General features: G+C 65.0%; 10 protein-coding genes and 1 pseudogene. 1 reads left to right on the top strand and 10 read right to left on the bottom strand.

Translation table 11 applies throughout. The annotated features are described in order from the left end of the window. Positions 1–55 precede the first annotated feature (55 nt). The 7 genes and pseudogenes from GGD62_RS03125 to GGD62_RS03095 form a co-directional block, all read right to left on the bottom strand. Positions 56–661 (bottom strand): annotated as a pseudogene (locus GGD62_RS03125) (ABC transporter ATP-binding protein); the annotation flags it as partial. A gap of 163 nt (positions 662–824) precedes the next feature. Beyond that, entirely contained in the window at positions 825–1,541 is a 717-nt protein-coding gene (locus tag GGD62_RS03120; protein ID WP_246799980.1) for an ABC transporter permease, read from the bottom strand. 199 nt (positions 1,542–1,740) lie between these two features. Beyond that, complete coding sequence (locus GGD62_RS03115) at positions 1,741–2,478, bottom strand: tRNA-uridine aminocarboxypropyltransferase (protein WP_092258319.1); 738 nt, start codon at positions 2,476–2,478, stop codon at positions 1,741–1,743. A gap of 37 nt (positions 2,479–2,515) precedes the next feature. Next, positions 2,516–5,620, bottom strand: coding sequence for an efflux RND transporter permease subunit (locus tag GGD62_RS03110; RefSeq protein ID WP_183256882.1), 3,105 nt, complete (start codon positions 5,618–5,620; stop codon positions 2,516–2,518). Then, entirely contained in the window at positions 5,620–8,769 is a 3,150-nt protein-coding gene (locus GGD62_RS03105) for an efflux RND transporter permease subunit (RefSeq protein ID WP_183707019.1), read from the bottom strand. Before GGD62_RS03105 ends, GGD62_RS03110 begins: the two co-directional genes overlap by 1 nt. 37 nt (positions 8,770–8,806) lie before the next feature. After that, complete coding sequence (locus GGD62_RS03100; protein ID WP_183707018.1) at positions 8,807–10,210, bottom strand: efflux RND transporter periplasmic adaptor subunit; 1,404 nt, start codon at positions 10,208–10,210, stop codon at positions 8,807–8,809. Beyond that, the gene (locus GGD62_RS03095) at positions 10,200–11,684 is read right to left on the bottom strand and encodes an efflux transporter outer membrane subunit (RefSeq protein ID WP_183707017.1); all 1,485 of its coding nucleotides are present in this window, start codon (positions 11,682–11,684) and stop codon (positions 10,200–10,202) included. Before GGD62_RS03095 ends, GGD62_RS03100 begins: the two co-directional genes overlap by 11 nt. 722 nt (positions 11,685–12,406) lie before the next feature. Between GGD62_RS03095 and GGD62_RS03090 the strand changes: the two genes are divergently transcribed. Further along, positions 12,407–13,441 carry a cysteine synthase A gene (locus GGD62_RS03090; protein WP_183707016.1) on the top strand — a complete coding sequence of 345 codons (1,035 nt, stop codon included), beginning with the start codon at positions 12,407–12,409 and terminating at the stop codon, positions 13,439–13,441. A 61-nt stretch (positions 13,442–13,502) separates the two neighbouring features. Here the strand turns inward: GGD62_RS03090 and GGD62_RS03085 are convergent, their stop codons facing one another. The 3 genes from GGD62_RS03085 to GGD62_RS03075 form a co-directional block, all read right to left on the bottom strand. Next, a complete protein-coding gene (locus tag GGD62_RS03085) occupies positions 13,503–15,743 on the bottom strand; it encodes a glycosyltransferase family 41 protein (protein WP_183707015.1) in 2,241 nt (746 codons plus the stop codon). Positions 15,744–15,905: 162 nt separating this feature from the next. After that, positions 15,906–18,131, bottom strand: a complete 2,226-nt coding sequence (locus tag GGD62_RS03080; protein ID WP_183707014.1) for a tetratricopeptide repeat protein — start codon at positions 18,129–18,131, stop codon at positions 15,906–15,908. A gap of 115 nt (positions 18,132–18,246) precedes the next feature. Beyond that, entirely contained in the window at positions 18,247–20,520 is a 2,274-nt protein-coding gene (locus tag GGD62_RS03075; RefSeq protein ID WP_183707013.1) for a tetratricopeptide repeat protein, read from the bottom strand. Positions 20,521–20,617 lie beyond the last annotated feature (97 nt).

The raw sequence follows: 20,617 nt of genomic DNA, 5'->3' as shown, positions 1-20,617 counted from the left end.
AGGGTTTAGGCAACCGCCTTCGTCCGATTTTGGCCGTCACGGGACCTTCGAACCGCTACGCGTTCCTCCCGCCGGACCCCGCAAGATATTGCGCGAGAATCGTATCGGTTGCGCCGGCCGCGATGATCGTCCCCTGCTCCAGCAGGATCGCCCGGTTGCAGGTGCTCTGGATCAGCTCGATGTCATGCGAGGCGAGCACCAGGATGCCGGCGCGGGCGACGATTTCATCCAGCCGCTGCCGCGCCTTTTTGCGGAACTGCTGGTCGCCGACGCCGATCCATTCGTCGAGCAGCACGATCTCGCCCTCGACCGCGGTTGCGACCGCGAAGATCAGGCGCAGCATCATGCCGCTGGAATAGGTGCGCAGCGGCAGGTCGAGGCGGTCGCCGAGCTCGGTGAACTCGGCAATCTCCGCCCGCCGCGCGTCGATCTCGGCGCGCCGCGCGCCGATCACGAGGCCGCGCCGCATGATGTTCTCGTATCCGGTTGCTTCCTCGTCGAAGCCGGCCTGCAAATCGAACAGCGACAGGCAGCGGCCGCGTACGTCGATGCTCCCCGCCGTCGGATGGTAGATGCCGGCGAGAACCCGCAGCAGCGTGGTCTTGCCGGCGCCGTTGGCGCCGATGATGGCGAGGCGGTCGCCGGCGCGGATGTCGAGGCTGACCTCGTTCAACGCCGTGATGAGGTGCGAGACCGCCGCCTTCCGCCGCAGCGTCACGGCGCTGACGAACCGGCTGCGCAGCGAGCGGTCGCGAAACGACAGCACGGGAAACGTGACCGAGACGTCGCGAAGCACGATGTGGGCCGTCCTGGTCATGCGCGCATCACAGCCAATACGCCACACGATGGCGGTATTTTGCGTAGCAGCCGAGGCCGATGACGGCCACGACGATCGCATAGAGGGCCCCTAACAGCCATTGCTCCGCATCGGTCGGCTGCGACAACAGCGGCCGCCGCACCAGATCGAGCAGCGTCGCGAACGGATTGACCCGCGTCAGCCAGTGAAACGCGGTGCCGCGCGCGCTGTCCTCGGTCCAGATGATCGGCGTGAGAAAGAACACGAATTGCAGGCCGCTGACGATCGCCGAACCAATGTCGCGAAAGCGCGCGCAGAGCATGCCGAGCGCGACCGAGCCGCCGAGCAGCGTGAGGAACAGGATCGCAAAGCCGGGCAGCGCGAGCAGCATGCTCCAGCGCAGCGGCCAGGGCATCACGACGTAGAGCAGCACGACGATCACCAAATGATGCGCGAAGATGAGGACGTTGCGCGCGATCATCTGGAGGACATGAACGATCAGCGGGGCCGGCACCGCCTTGATGAGATGGCCTGATACCACGAAGATGTTGGAGCCCTCCTGGAGCGTCGTGGCGATCAGGGTCCAGACGATCAGGCCGACTGCGAAGGACGGCAGGAAGGTGGCGATGTCCTGCTTGAACAGGGCCGCATAGACGGTGCCGACGCTTGCGATCGTCGCGGCCAGCGTCAGCGTGATCCAGAGCGGGCCGATCACGGTCCGGCGGTAGCGCAGCGAAATGTCCATCAGCGCGAGCGTGCCCCAACGATCGGGCCGCGCCGCCTGTGCCAGGATTTCCTTCGCTGCGAGCTGAATTCGACTGCCCCTTCGGTTGCCACTCTCCAAGGCCGCAACAGGGCAGCAGATCGCGACCTGTACCGGCCGATCGTCTCTAAACGCCCGCCTCTCGCGGTGCAATCGACCGTACAGATGATGCGGGCCGAAGTCAGGCTCGTTTGCGCCGCCGGAAGTCGCGCCGGCCCTTCGGGGCAGGTTTTGGCGCCAATTCCGGCATCTCGGCCTGGACCTCGCGGTAGCGTGTTAACAGGCGTTCAAAGCTCGCATTCAGCGTCTCGGCGATGTCGGGACGCCGCTCGAGCCCGGCGAGAATCGTCGCCGCGGCCTCGATTGTGGAGAGCCCGTCCTTGCGCGGCTCCTTGCGCAGACGGCCATAGCGCGAGGGGTGCGCCGGGTTGAGGATGACGCGCTGGCATTTCAGCATCCAGGGATTGCGCCACCACAGCGCCTTGGCCTGGCTCCAGGTGCCGTCGAGCAGCACGACGCCTTCAAGCTTGCCGAGGATCGCGCGCTGGTTCTCCGCGACCTCGCCCTTGCGGTTGAGCGCGACGATTTCGCCTTCCGCTTCGAGATCGGCGGCGCGGGCCGAGCCGAGATAGAGCACGGCCCAACGCGCGGCATTCTCGACCGGCCGTCCCAACGCCTTGGACAGGCTCGGCCAGGACAGGCCGACCCGTACCGTGGCATCGGCAAAATGCCTGGCAAGCAGGCGCGCGGTGCCGAGCGCCCTGTCCTGCTCCTGCGGGTGCTGGAGGATCAGGAGTGAGAGGCGATTTTCAATCGGCGTGACGCTGTCGCAGATGCACAGCGGCATCGGCTTCTGGCAATGCGGGCACTCGGGGATCGGATCGGCCGGCGCGGCGGCCGTGTCTGGCGGGTTCGACATGGGCGCCGCTATACGCTTGATGCGGCGCTTCAACAACCTATTCCGCCGGCGCAGGCACCGGGCGCGGCGCGGACCGGCGCCGCAGGCGATCGATCAAGAGGTAGATCACCGGCGTGGTGTAGAGCGTCAGGATCTGCGAGACGAACAGGCCGCCGATGATGGTGATGCCGAGCGGACGGCGCAGCTCCGTGCCGGGGCCGGTCGCCACCACCAGCGGAATGCCGGCGAACAGCGCCGCCATGGTCGTCATCAGGATCGGCCGAAAGCGCGCCTGGCAGGCCTCGAAGATCGCTTCCGCCGAGGACAGGCCGCGCTGGCGTTCGGCGTCGAGCGCGAAATCCACCATCATGATGCCGTTCTTCTTGACGATGCCGATCAAGAGGATGATGCCGACGAAGGCGATCACCGTCAGCGGCGTGTTGGTGAGCTGCAAGGCGAGCAGCGCGCCTAACCCCGCCGAGGGCAGCGTCGAGATGATCGTGAGCGGATGGGCGAGACTCTCATAGAGCACCCCGAGCACGATATACATCGCCACCAGCGCGCCGAGGATCAGGAGCGGCTGGCGGCCGCTGGTCTTGGCGAAGTCGCCGGCGTTGCCGTCGAAGCTGCCGCGGATGCCTTCGGGCATGTGCAGTTCCTCCACCGCCCGCTGGATGTTCTGGGTCGCTGCCTGAAGCTGCACGTCCGGCAGCAGGTTGAACGACACCGTCGTCGAGGGAAACGACTGCGAGTGATAAACCGCGAGCGCGGCCAACCCACGCGTCGCATGCACCACGGCCGACAGCGGCACCTGCGCGTCGTTCGCGCCGGCAACGTAGATGCGCTCGAGGTTGGAGGGATCGACCTGGAACTTGGGATCGATCTCCAGCACGGTCATGTACTGGTTGCGCTGGGTGTAGATGATCGAGATCTGCCGCTGCGAGAACGCGTTGTTCAGCGCGTTGTCGATGTCCTGAACCCTGACGCCGAGTGCCGAGGCCTTCTGGCGATCGATGTTCAGGGTCAGCTGAAGCCCGCCGGGATCGCGGTCGCTGGAGATGTCGGTGATGCCCTCGACGCTCTCCATGCGCTTGGCCACGATCGGCGCCCACTTCTGCAGCAGACCGAGGTCGGTGCTGGTCAGCGTGTACTGGAAGTCGGAATCACTCTGCCGCCCGCCGGCACGGACGTCCTGGGCAGCGAACATGAAGAGGCGGATACCTGGCACGGGGTACAGCGCGCGCCTCAGACGGTCGATCACGACCTGCGTCGAGACGTGGTCGCGCTCCTCCGGCGGCTTCAGGCTGATATACATGATGCCGCGGTTCGAGGTCGCTCCCCCCGGCCCGCCTCCGGCGCCGACGGTCGAGCCGATGCCGGCCACGGCCGGATCCTGCATCACGATGTCGGCGAGCCGCTGCTGGAGACCGAGCATCGACTGGAACGAGATGTCGGCCGAGGCACGCGTCGCTCCGATCACGAAGCCGGAATCGTCGGTCGGGAAATAGCCCTTGGGGACCTTGATGTAGAGCGTCACCGTGAGGCCGATGGTGGCGAAGAACACCAGCAGCGTCGCCAGCGGATAGTCCAGCACGGTGCGCAAGGTCCGGGCGTAGAAGGCGACGATGCGCGACAGCGAGCCCTCGATCACCCGATCGAACAGCGTCGCCGTGCCGGACGTGGCCTGCCGGATGTAATGGGCGCAGATCATCGGCGTGACCGTGAGCGACACCAGCGTCGAGACCAGGATAGCGAAGGTCAGCGTCAGCGAGAATTCGCGCAGCAGGCGGCCGACAATACCGTCCATGAAGATCAGCGGCGTGAATGCCGCGATCAGCGACAGGCTGATCGAGACCACGGTGAAGCCGATCTGCTTCGCGCCCTCCTGCGCTGCCCGGAACGGCCGCATGCCGTGCTCGAGATTGCGGTACATGTTCTCGATCATGACGATGGCGTCGTCGACCACGAAGCCGACGGAGATCGCGAGCGCCATCAGCGACAGATTGTCGATCGAGAAGCCCGCGACCCACATGCCGGCGCAGGTGCCGGCCAGCGCCAGCGGCACCGAGATGCCGGCCGCGATGGTCGGCGTCAGCCTGCGCAGGAACACGAACACCACGACCATCACCAGGACCGCGGTCGCCAGCAACGTCCATTGCATATCGAGCACGCTGGCGCGGATCGTGCCGGTGCGGTCGACCAGGGTGGAGATCTCGACGCCGGCCGGAATCCACTGCTTCAGCTGGGGGACCAGCGCCTTCACCCTGTCAACGGTGTCGATGACGTTGGCATCGCCCTGCTTGGTGATCTGGATCAGCACTGCCGGCTGCTTGTTGAACCAGGCGATCGAGCGGGCGTTACGGACGGAATCCTCGATGTCGGCGACGTCGGACAGGCGCACGAAATTGCCGTTGGCGCTCTTGATGACGATGTCGCGGAACTCTTTCGCCGTGCGCATCTGCTTGTTGAGCGCCAGCGTCTCGCTCTGGCGCTCGCCGTTGAAGATGCCGACGGGACCGAGCGGGTTGGCGTTGACGATCGCGGTCCTGACGTCGTCGGTGGCGATGCCGGCGTTCGACAGCGCGACGGGGTTGAGCTGGACCCGCACGGCCGGCTGGTCGGCGCCTGATACCGTGACGTCGCCGACTCCAGGCACCTGCGAGATGCGCTGCGCCAGAACCGTGTCGGCGACATCGTAAATCGCGCTGGCGGACAGCGTCTTCGAGGTCAGCGCCAGCACGAAGACGGGCGCGCCGGCCGTGTTGGCCTTGCGGAAGCGCGGCAGCGTCGGCAGGTCGCTCGGCAGATCGACCATCGCGGCGTTGATCGCCGCCTGCACGTCGCGCGCGGCCTTGTCGATGTTGCGGCCGATGTCGAACTGGAGCTGGATGCTGGTGTTGCCGAGCGTCGAGGTCGAGGTGATCTGATTGATGCCCGAGATCTCGCCGAGCCGCCGCTCCAGTGGTGAAGCCACCGTGGCCGCCATAACCGACGGGTCGGCGCCGGGCCGGCTGGCCGAGACGAAGATGGCGGGGAAGTCGACGTTCGGGACCGAGGCGACGGGAAGGAAATCGTAGGCGACCACACCCAGCAGGAACAACCCGATCGACAGCAGCGTGGTGGCAACCGGGCGGCGAATGAAGGGCTCCGAGATCGATGCCATCACTGCATCCCCTCGGTCGCGCCCGCGACCGGCGGGCCGCCGGATTCGGCCGGCGGCAGCGCCTGCTCGAGGCGGCGGTTGATGCGGTCGAGCGCGAGGTAGATCACGGGCGTGGTGTAGAGCGTCAGCAATTGGCTGAGCAGCAGCCCGCCGATGATGGAGATGCCGAGCGGAAAGCGCAGCTCGGCGCCGGTGCCGCTCTCGATCGCCAGCGGCAAGGCGCCGAACAGCGCCGCCAGTGTCGTCATCATGATGGGACGGAAGCGCAACAGGCAGGCCTGCACGATCGCCTCGTTGGGCGACATGCCCTGCCCGCGCTCGGCCTCGAGCGCGAAGTCGATCATCATGATCGCGTTCTTCTTGACGATACCCATCAGCAAAATGATGCCGATCAGGCCGATCACCGACAGGTCCTGCCCGCACAACACCAGCGCCAGGATCGCCCCGACGCCGGCCGAGGGCAGCGTCGACAGGATCGTGATCGGATGGATGTAGCTCTCATAGAGCACACCGAGCACGATGTAGATCGTGATCACGGCCGCAAGCAACAGCCAGGGTTGTCCCGCCAGCGCCTTGGCGAACTCAGCGGCATCGCCGGCATAGACGCCGACGATGCTGTTGGGCATTTCGATCCGGGTCTCGATCGCCTTCACGGCCTCGACGGCATCGCCGAGCGCGGCACCCGGCGCGAGATTGAAGCTGAGCGACACGGACGGGAATTGCGCCTGGTGTGAGATCGCGAGCGGGGCCGTGGTGCGCTTCAGCGTCGCCACGGCCGACAGCGGCACCTGGGCATTGGGAGCGCCGACTGTAGTGCTCGCGGCGCCCGGCAGATAGAGTTTTGACAGGATCGAGGGATCGCGCTGGTACATCGGCAGCGCCTCCAGCACCACGCGGTACTGGTTGGCCTGGCCGTAGATGGTCGAGATCTGGCGCTGCGCGAAGGCATCGTTGAGCGTATCGGTGATGCCTTGCAGGCTGACGCCGAGCTGGCCCGCGCGGGTGCGATCGACGTCGAGCTGCGCCCGCAGGCCGCCTTCCTGCGCCTCCGAGGAGACGTCGCGGAACAGGGGATCGCGCCGCATCTCCGCAACCAGCTTGCGCGCCCATTCCGACACCAGCGCCGCATCGGTGCCGGTCAGCGTGTACTGGTATTGCGAGCGGCTCGACTGGGTCGAGATCTGCACGTCCTGCACCGGCTGGAAATAGACGGTCATGCCGGGAATGCCCGCCACCCGCTGCTTCAACCGGCTCACGACCACGCTGACATCGTCGCGCCGCTCGCCGCGCGGCTTCAAGGTCATGACGAGCCGGCCGACATTGGTGGTCGGATTGACCGAGCCGGCGCCGATCACCGAGACCACGCCGACCACGTCAGGATCCGCCTTGATGGTGTCGGCGACCTCGCCCTGCCGCTTCTGCATCTCCGCGAACGACACGTCCGGCCCCGCCTCCGTCACGGCCGTGATCGAGGCGGTGTCCTGCAGCGGCAGGAAGCCTTTTGGCGCAACGACGTAGAGGACGAGGGTCGCAATCAGCGTGGCGAAGGTCACGACCAGCGTGGCGCGCTGGCGCTCCAGCACCCAGAGCAGCGTCCGGTGATAGGCCTCCACGGTGCGGTCGATGAAGCGACTGATGGCGGCGAGGCCCGGCACCGCCAGCTCCTCATGGGCGTGCTTGAGCAGCCGTGAGCACATCATCGGCGTCAGCGTCAGCGAGACCACGGCCGAGGTCACCACCGCGATCGTCAAGGTCAACGCGAATTCACCGAACATGCGCCCGACGAGGCCGGACATGAACAGCAGCGGGATGAAGACCGCGATCAGCGACACCGTCAGCGAGATCACGGTGAAGCCGATCTCGCTGGCGCCCTTCAGCGAGGCCTCCATCGGCCCGTCGCCGTTCTCCATGTGGCGGACGATATTCTCGATCATGACGATGGCGTCGTCGACGACGAAGCCGGTGCCGATCGTCAGCGCCATCAGCGACAGATTGTCGAGGCTGAAGCCGGCGAAATACATGATGCCGAAGCTGGTGATCAGCGACAGCGGCAGCGCCACGCCGGCGATCAGGGTGGCCCGCAGCGAGCGCAGAAACAGCAGCACCACCAGCGTTACCAGCACGACGCTGAGGACCAGCGTGAACTGCACGTCGTGGACCGAGGCGCGGATGGTCACGGTGCGGTCGGAGACGATGGTGAGGTTCACCCCGGCCGGGATCGCGCGCTGCACCTTGGGGATTTCGGCGCGGATCTGGCTGACGACGTCGATGACGTTGGCGCCGGGCTGGCGCTGGATGTCGATGATGACGGCGGGCGTGCCCTGGTACCAGCCGCCGGTGCGGTCGTTCTCGAGGCCATCGACGATCCGCGCGACGTCGGCGATGGTGACCGGCGAGCCGTTGCGGTAGGCGATGATGACGGGCTTGTAGGCATCGGCGGCGGCGATCTGGTCGTTGGCCGCGATGATGTAGGATTGCTGCGCGCCGTCGAGCGAGCCTTTCGGCCCCGAGACATTGGCATTGGCGATCGCGGTGCGCAGATCTTCCATGGCGATGCCGTAGGCGGCGAGCCGCGCCAGATCGGCCTGGATGCGTACGGCCGGCTTCAGCCCGCCCAGCACCGAGACCCGTCCGACGCCGGAGATCTGGCTCAGCCGTTGCGCCAGGAGCGTGTCGGCGATGTCGCTCATCGCCCGCAGCGAGATGGTGTCGGAGCGCAGCGCCAGCGTCATCACCGGGGCGTCCGCCGGGTTCACCTTGGCGTAGGTCGGCGGATAAGGCAGCGTCTTGGGCAGCACGCCCGCCGCTGCGTTGATCGCGGCCTGCACGTCCTGGGTCGCGCCGTCGATGTCACGGTTGAGATCGAACTGGAGCGAGATCTGGCTGACACCGAACGAACTCGTCGAGTTCATCGCCGACAGCGACGGGATCTGGCCAAGCTGCCGCTCCAAAGGCGCCGTGATCAGTGAGGCGATCACGTCGGGGCTCGCGCCGGGAAGCTGCGTCGTCACCTGCACGGTCGGGAAATCGACCTGCGGCAGCGCCGAGACCGGCAGCGCGAAATAGCCCAGCAGCCCGCCGATCAGCAGCGCGATGCCGAGCAGCGAGGTCGCGATCGGACGGCGGATGAAGGGTTCGGAGACACCCATGGGATCTGCCTGCCGCTTCAAGCGGCTGTTGTCGGGATCATGGCTGCTTGGCTCCACTTCCCGCCGCCCCCGGCCCGGGGGCCGGCCCGGTCTGCCCCTTCTGGTCGCCCTCGCTGCTCTTGCGCTTGGCGCGGAACTCGCCGTCCTTACCCTGTCCGTCCTTCTGGTGCTCCTTCTGCCCTTCCTTGGCACCATCCTTCTTCTGGGCGTCAGGCCCGCGCGACCGCTTGCGCGGGGCGAGATCGGCCGACGGGGTCTGGTCGTCGCGGCCGATGGTCACCTTGGAGCCGTCGGACAGATTGGCAAAGCCCGTGGTGACGACGCTGTCGGTCGCCGACAGGCCGCTGGCGATCACCGCGTCATGCTCGTTCTGCTGGGTCACGGTCACGGGCTTGGCCGAGACGATATTGTCCTCGCCGATGACATAGCTGAATGTCCCGATCGGGCCGCGCTGCACGGCCGAGGTCGGCACCACCAGCGCCTGCGTCAGCGTCTCGACCTTGAGACGGACATTGACGAACTGGCCCGGCCAAAGCTGGTAGTTGGCGTTGGGAAACTCGGCCTTGAGCTTGAGCGTGCCGGTGGTCTGGTCGACCTGGTTGTCGATGCCGGTGAGCTTGCCGGTATCGATCACGGTGATGCCGTCATTGCCGAACACGTCGACCGCCAGCGTACCCTTCGACGCCGCGGCGTTGACGCGCATGATTTGTTGCTGCGGCAGGCTGAACCACACCGCGATCGGCTGCAATTGCGTGATCACCACGAGGCCCGTGGTGTCGGCGGCGTGGATGATGTTGCCCTGGTCGACCTGGCGCAGGCCGGCTCGCCCTGAGAGCGGCGCCACGATCTTGGTGTAGCTCAGCGTCGCCGCCGCGTTGTCGATCGCAGCCTGGTCGGCCTTGACCAGCGCCTCGGTCTGCGCGACCAGCGCGCGCTGGGTGTCGGCCTGCTGCTTGGAGCCGGCGTTGGAGGCAGCGAGCTGCTCGTACCGTGTCAGGTCGATGCGCTGGTTGGCGAGCTGGGCCTGGTCCTGCGCCTTCTTGGCGACCGCCTGGTCGTAGGTTGCCTGGTAGAGCGCGGGATCGATCTCGCCGAGCACGTCGCCCTTTTTGACGTCCTGCCCTTCGGTAAAATTCACGGCGATCAGCTTGCCGTCGACCTGCGAGCGCACGGTCACGGTGTTGAGCGCGCGGATTGCGCCGACGCCGTCGAGATAGACCGGAACGTCCTGAACGCGGGGCGTCGCCGCCAGCACGGGCACCGGCAGGTCCGGCCGCGCGTTGCGGTCGGCAGCCGGCTTCTGGTGCATCGCGTTCCAGCCGAGATAGCCGAGGCCACCAAGGATCGCGAGCGTGATCAGGGTCATGACGAAACCGCGGCCGCGCGACTTCTTCGCCGCCCCCTCCTTCGCGTCCTGCTTGGTATCCGGCTTAAAGAGCATTGACCGGTTTCTCCATTCGCGGCTCCCAGCCACCGCCGAGCGCCTGATACAGGCTGACGATGGCGAGCAAGCGGGCCAGTTGCGCCTGTGACAGCGCGTCTTCCGCCTGGAACAGGGTCAGTTGAGTGTTGAGTACAGTCACGATGTCGGCGGTGCCGGCGCGCAGTTGCTGCTCGGAGAGATCGAAGGCGCGGCGTGAGGCGACGACGACGTCGCGCTGCAATTGCAGCTTGATCGTGGTCTGCTTGATCGAGAACAGCGCATTGTCGACGTCGGCGAACGACTGGATGATGGTCTTGCGGTAGGTCTGGAGCAATTCGTCCTGCCGCGCCTTGGCCAACTCGAAATTGCCGAGGATCTTGCCGCCGTCGAAGATCGGCTGCGTGGCGCTGCCGACGAGCTGGAAGAAGGCCGCATGCGGCTGGAACAGCGAGACCAAAGCCGAGCTCTGATAGCCGCCATTGCCGGTGAGCTGAATGGTCGGAAAGAACTGAGCACGGGCATTACCGATATTCGCCGTCGCCGAGGCGAGCTGCGCTTCCTGCCGGCGGATGTCGGGCCGCTGCGTCAGCAGCTCCGAAGGCAGGCCGGGCGTGACGCGCGGGATCGCGATCCGGTCCAGCGAGCCGCCGAGCACGCGCACGCTTTCCGGCGGGCGCGAAACCAGCACGGCGAGCGCGTTGACGTTCTGGTCCAGCGTCTGGCGCAGCGGCGGCACCAGGGCTTTCTGGTTGGCAAGCACGCTCTCCTGCTGGGCGACGTCGAGATCGGTGCCGGTGCCGGCCCTGCGCCGCTCCCTGACCGCATCGAGGATGCGCTGCGCGCTCGCAATGTTGCGCTGTGAGGTCCTGATGCGGTCCTGCGAGGCCAGCACCTGGAAATAGGCGTTGGCGACGGCCGCCAGCGTCGTCAGCGCGACGGTGTCGCGGTCAAAGCGATTGGCGTTCGCCGTCTCTTCCGCCGATTGCAGCGCATCGCGATTCTGGCCCCAGAAGTCGAGCTGGTAGCTCGCGCTCAGCGAGGCCGAATAATTGACGACTTCGCGGCCGCCGATGGAGAGGCCGGACGCGCTGGAGCCCGAGGTGCGCGAATAGGTTTCCGATCCGCCTGTCGAGACGGTCGGCAGCAGCGCAGCCCCCGCCTGCCGCGCCTGGGCGTCGGCCTGGACGATGCGCGCAACGGCGGCGGCGATGTCGAGGTTGACGGTTTGCGCCTCCTCCATCAGCTGCGTCAGCTCCGCGGAGCGGAACCCGCGCCACCAATCCAGTGACGGCGGCGCATCACCCTTGCCCGCGTATTTGTACTGCGTGGGAACGTCGAGGGCGGGATCGGGAAGATCCTGGGTCAGCACGCAAGCACCCGAACCGGCGGCAAGGCACATCACCGCAATCCAGCGCGCCGCGCGCAGCGTCCGGGATGCAGAACCTTCAGATCGCCGCATGGCGATCGCAGGAACATCCTCTGTCACATCCATCCCCCGCGGGGCAGATCGAACCGCCGCGCAGCCGGATTAGCCGATTCGCGGCGCGACAGTCGGGGGGCTTTGGACAACTCGTTCACAGCGGCGATGCTTTCTGCGGAACCTCGAAAATCATACTAGCCGGGCGCTGAACTGCGGGACAGTCCCGCAGTTGCGAGATGGCCACGCCGACGAAGTGGAAACGAACCGCTCGAAATTCAAAAGACGGCTGTCTCGCAGGGATTTTTCTCATTTTGAAACATTGGGATACACGATCAAGCTTACCAAGATTTCATGTGATATTGCTGCCACAGCGGCACTTGGGCGTTTCCATCCGACCGCACCACGCCCCGCCTCAGTCGCGCCCTGGCTGAGTAATCTCACAAGCCCGTCAATCGCCGAACAGAAAGCCGTTCCTCGGGCCGATATGATTCGACCATCCGGGCGTCATCCACGGCCCTCGATGGCGAGAAGCCTCGGCCTTGGAAAAAGTTTGTCGCGAGTTGGCTGGTCACGACTGTCATCTTCCCTGGCCTGACGGAGCGCAGGCGTTTCCTCCTATCGATATCCCGGCTTGCGGCCGAGCGCATCGCCGCCGGGCGCGCCTCTTGGGAATATTGCTGTTTGAGCAGAGGTTTCGCTCGGTTTCGCCGCAACGCAAAAGCCTTCCCCTTTGGCCTTCCAAGCACTACGTTCTCGCCAACCAGATCAACCCCCTTGGTAGCGATTTCCCTGACATGACCATTCGAAATGACGTTGTCGAAGCCATCGGCAACACCCCGCTGATCAAGCTGAAGCGCGCCTCGGAACTGACCGGCTGCACCATTCTCGGCAAGGCCGAGTTCATGAATCCCGGCCAGTCGGTCAAGGACCGCGCCGGCAAATGGATGATCCTGGAGGCCGAGAAGCGCGGCGAGCTCAAGCCGGGCGGTCTCGTGGTGGAATCGACCGCCGGCAATACCGGCATCGGCCTTGCGGTCGTCGCCAGCGCGCGCGGCTATCGCACCCTGATCGTGATCCCGGAAACGCAGAGCCAGGAGAAGAAAGACTTCCTGAAGCTGTGCGGCGCCGAGCTGATCGAGGTGCCGGCCTTGCCCTACGCCAACCCCAACAGCTACCAGCATGTCGGCCGCCGCCTCGCCGACGAGCTGCGCAAGACCGAACCCAATGGCGTGCTGTTCGCCGACCAGTGGAATAACCTCGACAATGCCAAGGCGCATTACGAGTCCACCGGACCCGAAATCTGGGAGCAGACCGGCGGTAAGGTCGACGGCTTCGTCTGCTCGGTCGGCAGCGGCGGCACGCTGGCTGGTGTTAGCCGTTACTTGAAAGAGCAGAACAAGAACGTGCGGATCGCATGCGCCGATCCGCACGGCGCCGGCATGTATGAATACTTCAGGACCGGCGATCCCAAGGCGACGCCGGGTGGCTCGATCACCGAGGGCATCGGCCTCAACCGGGCGACCGCCATCGTGGAGACCGCGAAGGTCGATGATGCCTATCTCATTCCCGATGCCGAAGCCGTCGGCGTGATCTACGAACTGCTGCAGCACGAGGGCCTGTGTCTCGGCGGCTCGACCGGTGTCAACATCGTGGGCGCAATGCGCCTCGCCAGGCAGCTCGGACCCGGCAAGACGATCGTCACCGTGCTGTGCGATTCCGGCAGCCGTTATCAGTCGAAGCTGTTCAACGCGGACTTCATGCGCGCCAAGAACCTGCCGGTGCCGGACTGGCTGGAGAAGCGCAGCAACATCAAGCCGCCCTTCGTGTGATCGTCACGCGCACCCTCGGGTCGGGGACGCGCGTCACAAAGCTCAGCGCGGTTCGTCCGGCTTATATGACCTCGCCGCGCTTCGCAGCAGCGGCACAATAGTCGCGCCAGAACCGGCGGTACCCCTCCTCGACCCTGCGCGTGTAAATCTCGACATTGCCGGCGGGCGAAGCTGCAATCCGGGCCGGCAGGCCCGCGCGCAACTTCGCCAGATAGTCGGGCTGCGACGCGAATTTGCGGGCGATCTCGACATAGCCGTCGTCATCCTCGGCGACCCAGTCGTTAAGCCCGACCGCCGCCACGATGGCGCCGCCGGCACGCGATGAGGCGCCGTGACCGAGCTTGGCCACGACAGGAACGCCCGCATAAAGGGATTCCCAGGTGCTCACGCCGCCATTTTGTGGGAACGTATCGAGCGAAATATCGACTCGCGCGAAGGCCCGCAGATGTTCCTCGCGCGCTGACGAGCCCAGGCAGGTGATGTTCTGTTCGGGGATGCCCTGGTTCACGAGCCGCGCAAGCAGGCCGTCGCGCAGCATGGGATCGTCAAGCAGCGTATGTTTGATGATGATCCTGGATCCGGGCACCTCGCGCATCACCCTCGACCACACGCGGATGGCCTCATCCGAGATCTTGGAGATGCGATTGAAAACGCCAAAGGTCACATGGCCGTTGCGGAGCATGGGAAGCTCCGAAGCAGGCACATCCAGGACGGGATCGATCGTGATCAGGCAAGGCAGATCGCAGACCTTTTCAGCCAGTAGACCACGGACCGATTCCGGAATGAAGATCGGATCGGCCGGCACGTAGTCCATGGTCTGAAGGCCGGTGCCCGTGGCATGTCCGAAGCCCGTGACCTGGATCGGGGCGGGCTTGCGGGCGAAGACCGGGAGCCTGTTGCCGGTCGTATGCCCTGACACGTCGATCAGGATATCGATCTTGTCAGCCTCGATACGATCGGCCAGTTCGTCGTCCGAAAGCTGCCAGGCGTCGACCCAGACGTCCGCCAGCGACTTGAACTTGGCGGTCATCTCATCTCGTACCGGCGAGCACGAATAGCAGACGATCTCGAACTTGGCGTGATCATGGTGGCGCAGCACCGGCAAAAGACCGAACGCCGCCGAGTGGTACCAGAACTCGGCCGCGACATACCCGACCACGATCCGCCTGTCAGGATCGAGTTGCCGGGGTGCGTGCGTCCTCTGCGCCAATCTGGCGCCGATCGCATCCCCCCAGGATTTGCGCGCCGCCTGCTGGATCGCGAAATCGGCGTCGGAGAGAAAGTCCAGAAAATAGATCTTCCGCGCGAGCAGGTCCGGCTGGTCCGGCGCGATTTCGAGCGCGGCGTCGAGATGTTCGATTGCGGCTGCGATTTCGCCCTGGTTGGCAAAACAGGAGCTCAGCAGCGCCAATGCGATCGCCGAGCGCGGATTTTCTTCGAGCAAAGCCGTGCAGGCCAGGATCGCCTGCGCGGTATTACCCATGCTCAACGCGACTTCCGCCTTCCCCCGCAACGCAACTTCGAGCTTCGGTGAAAGCGCAAGGGCTGCGTCAAAATCCGCCGCCGCCTGTTCCAGCCGCGACAGCGCAAGATTGAGCCGTCCGCGGTGCGCCAGGAGCTTCGCCGAACCTGGCCTGATCGTGAACGCCGCTGCGAGCGCGGCTTCCGCCTCGTCGTAATGCTTGAGCTCGATCCCGACCACGCCCTTGCCGATAAGGGCTTCGGCGTGACGCGGCTGAAACAACAGAGCGCGCTCGAAACTCTGCCTGGCGCGGTCAAATCGGCCCAGCGCCAGCTCGGCGAGGCCACGATTGCAGAGCGCATCGGCATTGTCGGGCTTCAGGGCGATGGCGCGGTCGTACAGCTCGATGGCCTGTTCGGGCAGGTTCATCTGAAGCAAGGTATTGCCAAGGCCGGCCAAGGCCGGCGCAAAGTTCGGCTTCAGCGCGATCGCCTTTTCCTGACAGGCGCGAGCGGCGTCAAATTTCTGAAGGGCCAGATGCACTGCCGCGAGATTATTGTGGGCCTCGTGCGAGCGTGGCTCGATCGCGATTGCGCGCTCCAGCAGCTGCTGCGCCTCCTGCAGGCGCCCGCTTTGTTGCACGCTCAAGCCGAGCAAATGCGTAGCGTCGAAATGATCCGGAACGGCTTGCACGATCTGGCGGCAAAGCGCCTCGCTCTCCGCATATCTACCCTGGCCATAGGCGCTCGCCGCTGCGGAGATGATACCGTCGGCCTGCTTCTTCAATTTCTTCTGCAACCGCGCATTCTGGAATGCGCGCGCGCCGGCGCTGCTCTGCAAGATGTCTCTCCGGGAGATGGTGCTCGGCGAGTCTAGCTGATTCGCGCAGTTAGCCTGACGGTCGGCGAGACCGGAAATTACCCGGGATATCCCGGGCCCGCGCTGGACTGTCCTGGCTCAGGAGCCGCTGGGCGCGCCCGCCTCGCCGGCGACGGCGTTGCCTCACCCCGCAGCGGCGGCACAATGGTCGCGCCAGAACTGACGATAACCCGCTTCGAGCTCACGCGTGTAGATCTCGACATTGCCGGCTGGCGAAGCCGCGATCCGAGCCGGTAGGCCCGCGCGCAATTTCGCCAGATGCTCGGGCTGCGAGGCAAATTTGCGGGCGATCTCGACATAGCCGTCGTCATCCTCGGCGACCCAGTCGTTAAGCCCGACCGCCGCCACGATGGCGCCGCCGGCACGCGATGAGGCGCCATGACCGAGCTTGGCCACGACAGGAACGCCCGCATAGAGGGATTCCCAGGTGCTGATGCCGCCATTCTGCGGGAATGGATCGAGCGAAATATCGACTTGCGCGAAGGTCCGCAGATGATCCGCCCGCCCTGACGAGCCCAGGCAGGTGATGTTCTGTTCGGGGATGCCTTGGTTCACGAGTCGCGCAAGCAGGCCGTCGCGGATCATGGGATCGTCAAGCAGCGTATGTTTGACGATGATCTTCGATCCGATCAACTCGTGCATCACGCTCGACCACACCCGGATCGCCTCGTCCGAGATCTTGTTGACACGGTTGAACACGCCGAAGGTCACATGGCCGTTGCGGAGCATGGGAAGGTCCGACGGCGGCACATCCAGGATCGGATCGATGGTGTTGAGGCACGGCAGGTCAAACACCTTTTCGGCCAGCAGATGCCGTGCCGATTGCGGAATGAAGACGGGGTCCGCGAGCACATAGTCCATGGTCTGCATGCCCGTGCCCGTCGCGTGTCCGAATCCGGTGGCCTGGATCGGAGCCGGCTTCCGCGCGAAGACCCGCAGCCTGTTGCCGGTCGTGTGTCCCGAAACGTCGATCAGAATGTCGACATTGTCGGCCTGAATGCGATCGGCGAGCTCGTCGTCCGAGAGCTGCCACGCATCGACCCAGACGTCCGCCAGCGACTTGAATTTGGCGGTCATCTCGTCTCGTGACGGCGAGCACGAATAGCAGATGATCTTGAAGTTGGTGTGATCATGATGGCGCAGCACCGGCAGCAAAGTTAGCCCCGCCGAGTGCTGTCGGAATTCGGTAGCGACATAGCCGACCACAATCTGCTTGTCCGGATCGAGCGGCCGCTTCGGCAGCGTCCGCCGCGGTATCCTGGAGCCGATCACGTCCCACCAATCCCGCCGCACCGCCTGCTGGAGCGCGAAATCGGCCTCGGCACGGAAGTCCTGCAAGAAGATCTTTCCCCGGATCGCATCTTCATAGTCCGGCCGGATCGCCAGGGCGCGATCGAGATATTCGATCGCGGCGTCCATGTCCCCGTGGTTCGAATGAGCAAAGCCCATCAGCGCCAGCCCTGTCTCCGAGCGCGGATTTCGCTCGATCAAGGCCGCTGCGGCCGCCATCGCCTGCGCTGTCTTTCCCATCACGAGGCAAGCCTGTGCCTTGCCTCGGAGAGCCAGTTCGAGCTTGGGCGAAATCGCAAGCGCCGCCTCGAAATCGGCAACCGCCGGTTCTAGACGCTGCAACTCGTAATTGAGCCGCCCGCGTTGCGCCAATATCTTCGCCGAACCGGGTCTGATCGCGAGCGCCGCTGCGAGAGCAGCTTCCGCATCATCGTAATGCTTGAGCTCGAGGCCGACCACCGCCTTGCCGACGAGCGCCTCGACATGGCGCGGCTGAAACAACAGCGCACGCTCGAAGCTTTGCATGGCAGGGGCAAACCGGCCCAGCGCCAGCTCGGCCAGACCACGATTGCAGAGCGCATCGGTATAATCGGGCTTCAGCTTGATGGCGCGATCGTACATTTCGATCGCCTGTTCGGGCAGGTTCATCTGAAGCGAGGTATTGCCGAGGCCTACCAGAGCCGGCAGAAAATTCGGCTTCAGTGCGATCGCCTTTTCCTGACATGCACGGGCGGCCTCGAATTTCTGAAGGGCCAAATGCACAGCCGCGAGATTGTTATGGGCCTCGTGCGAACGCGGATCGATCGCGATCGCGCGCTCGAGCAATTGTTGCGCCTCCTCCAGGCGCCCGCCCTGTTGCGCGCTCAGGCCGAGCAGATGCGTCGCGTCGAAATGATCCGGAATGGCTTGCAGGATCTGACGGCAGAGCGCCTCGGTCTCCGCATGTCTGCCCTGGCCATAGGCGCTCGCCGCGGCAGCGATGATGGCGTCGACCTGCTTCTTCAATTTCTTCTGCAACCGCGCATTCTGGAATGCGCGCGCGCCGGCGCTGCTCTGCAAGATGTCTCTCCGGAAGATGGCCCGTGGCGAGTCTAACTGATTCGCGTTCCGGGCCGGCCGGTCGGCCGGAGCCGAAATCCCTCCGGGCGTTCCGGGGCGTGTTGCAGGATCCGGCTCAGGAACCGCCGGATGCGTCCGCCCCGCTTACCGCAGCGTCGCCGCTTTCCGCGCCTGCGGCACAATAGTCGCGCCAGAACTGACGGTAACCCGCTTCGAGCTCACGCGTATAGATCTCGACATTGCCGGCGGGCGAGGCCGCGATCTGAGCCGGCAAACCCGCGCGCAACTTCACCAGATGCTCGGGCTGCGACGCATATTTGCGGGCGATCTCGACATAGCCGTCGTCATCCTCGGCGACCCAGTCGCCGAGACCGACGGCGGCCACGATGGAGGCGCCGGCACGCGAAGAAGCTCCAATGCCGAGCTTGGCGACGACGGGAACGCCCTTGTAGAGGGATTCCCAGGTGCTGATGCCGCCATTCTGCGGGAACGTGTCGAGCGAAATATCGATCTTGTCAAAGGCCATCAGGTGATCGTCGCGCGAGGTGGTGCCGAGGCACGTGATGTCCTCCTCGGCAATGCCCTGCGCGATGAAGCGTGCGATCAGGCTATCGCGCAGCAAGGCATCATCGAGCAAACCATGCTTGAGGATGATCTTCGATCCCGGCACCTCCCGCATGATGCGCGACCACACACGGATCGCATCATCCGAGATCTTGTAGATGCGGTTGAACACGCCGAAGGTGACGTAGCCGTTGCGGAGCATTGGCAGCTCGGAAGGCTGCAGATTGGTGACCGGCTCCATCGTGATCAGGCACGGCAGATCGTAGATCTTTTCCGGAAACAAATGTCGAGCCGATGGCGGAATGAAAATGGGATCCGCGAGCACGTAGTCCATGGTCTGCATGCCCGTGCCCGTTGCGTGTCCGAAGCCGGTTGCCTGGATCGGAGCCGGCTTCCGCGCGAAGCATTGCAGCCGGTTGCCGGTCGTGTGGCCCGAAACGTCGATCAGGATGTCGACATTGTCGGCCTGAATGCGATCGGCGAGTTCGTCGTCCGACATCTGCCAAGCGTCGACCCAGACGTCCGCCATTTGCTTGAACATGGCGGTGTACTCGTCCGCTCCCGGCCAGGAGTAGTAGCAGATGATCTTGAACTTGGCGTGATCATGATGGCGCAACACGGGCAGCAAAGTGAGTCCCGCCGAGTGTTGCCGGAATTCGGCCGCGACATATCCGACCACGATCTGCTTGTCCGGATCCAGCGGCCGCTTCGGCAGCTTCCTTTGCGGAATCTTCGAGCCGATCGCATCCCACCATGACTTTCGTACAGCCTGCTGGACCGCGAAATCGGCATCCGCGAGGTAGTCCAGCAGGAAGATCTTGCCTCTGATCGCGTCTCCATAGTCCGGCCGGAGCGCCAGCGCACGATCGAGATATTCGATCGCAGCGTCCATCTCTCCCTGGTTCGAATAAGCGAAGCCCATCAGCGCCAACCCCATCTCGGAGCGCGGGTTGCGCTCGATCAAGGTCGTCGCCGCCGCCATCGCCTGCGCGGTCTTTCCCATGACGAGGCAGACCTGCGCCTTGCCCCGAAGGGCCAGTTCGAGCTTGGGCGAAATCGCAAGCGCCGCATCGAAATCCGCCAGCGCCTCGTGGAGGCGCTGCAGCTCGTAACTGAGCCGCCCGCGCTGGGCCAGGATCCTCGGCGCGCCAGGCTTGATCGCAAGCGCCGTGGCTAACTTGGCTGCCGCCTCCTCGTGGTGCCGCAGCTCCATGCTGACCATGCCGCTGCCGACGATGGCCTCGGCGTGACGCGGCTGAAACAGCAGGGCGCGATCGAAGCTCTCCTTGGCGCGCAGGATCTGTCCAAGCACGATCTCGACCATGCCGCGATTGCAGAGCGCATCGGCATAATCCGGTTTGACCTTGATGGCGCGCTCGTGCATTTCGAGCGCCTGCTCGTACAGCCCCATATGCATCAGCGTGTTGCCGAGATTGGTCAGCGCCACCGCGAAATTGGGCTTCAGCGCGATCGCCCTCTCCTGGCAGCGCCGCGCGTCCTCGTAATTGCCGAGGTCGAAATGCACGGTCGCGAGGTTGTTATGGGCATCGTGCAGGCGCGGATCGAGCGCAATCACGCGCTCCAGCAGCTGCTGCGCCTCCTCGAAGCGCCGGCCGTCGTGGGCGCACATGCCGAGCAGGTGGATGGCGTCGACGTGATCCGGAAGGGCTTTCAGGATTTCGCGGCACAGCGCCTCGGTCTCGGCATATCGGCCCTGGCCATAGGCGTTCGCCGCAGCGGCGATGACGGCATCGGCCTGCTTCATCAATTTTTTCTGCAATCGCGCATTCTGGAATGCGCGCGCGCCGCCGCCGCTGTTCTGCAAGGTGTCTCTCCGGAGGATGCCCTGAGGCGAGTCTAACTGATTCGCAGCCATGGCCGGCCGGTCACCGGACCAGCAGCGACTCCGGGATTTCCCGGGG

Origin of the sequence: Bradyrhizobium sp. ERR14, assembly GCF_014198235.1 — a bacterium.
In the GTDB taxonomy this organism is placed as follows: Bacteria; Pseudomonadota; Alphaproteobacteria; order Rhizobiales; family Xanthobacteraceae; genus Bradyrhizobium.
This window is presented reverse-complemented; position numbering and strand designations above follow the sequence as displayed.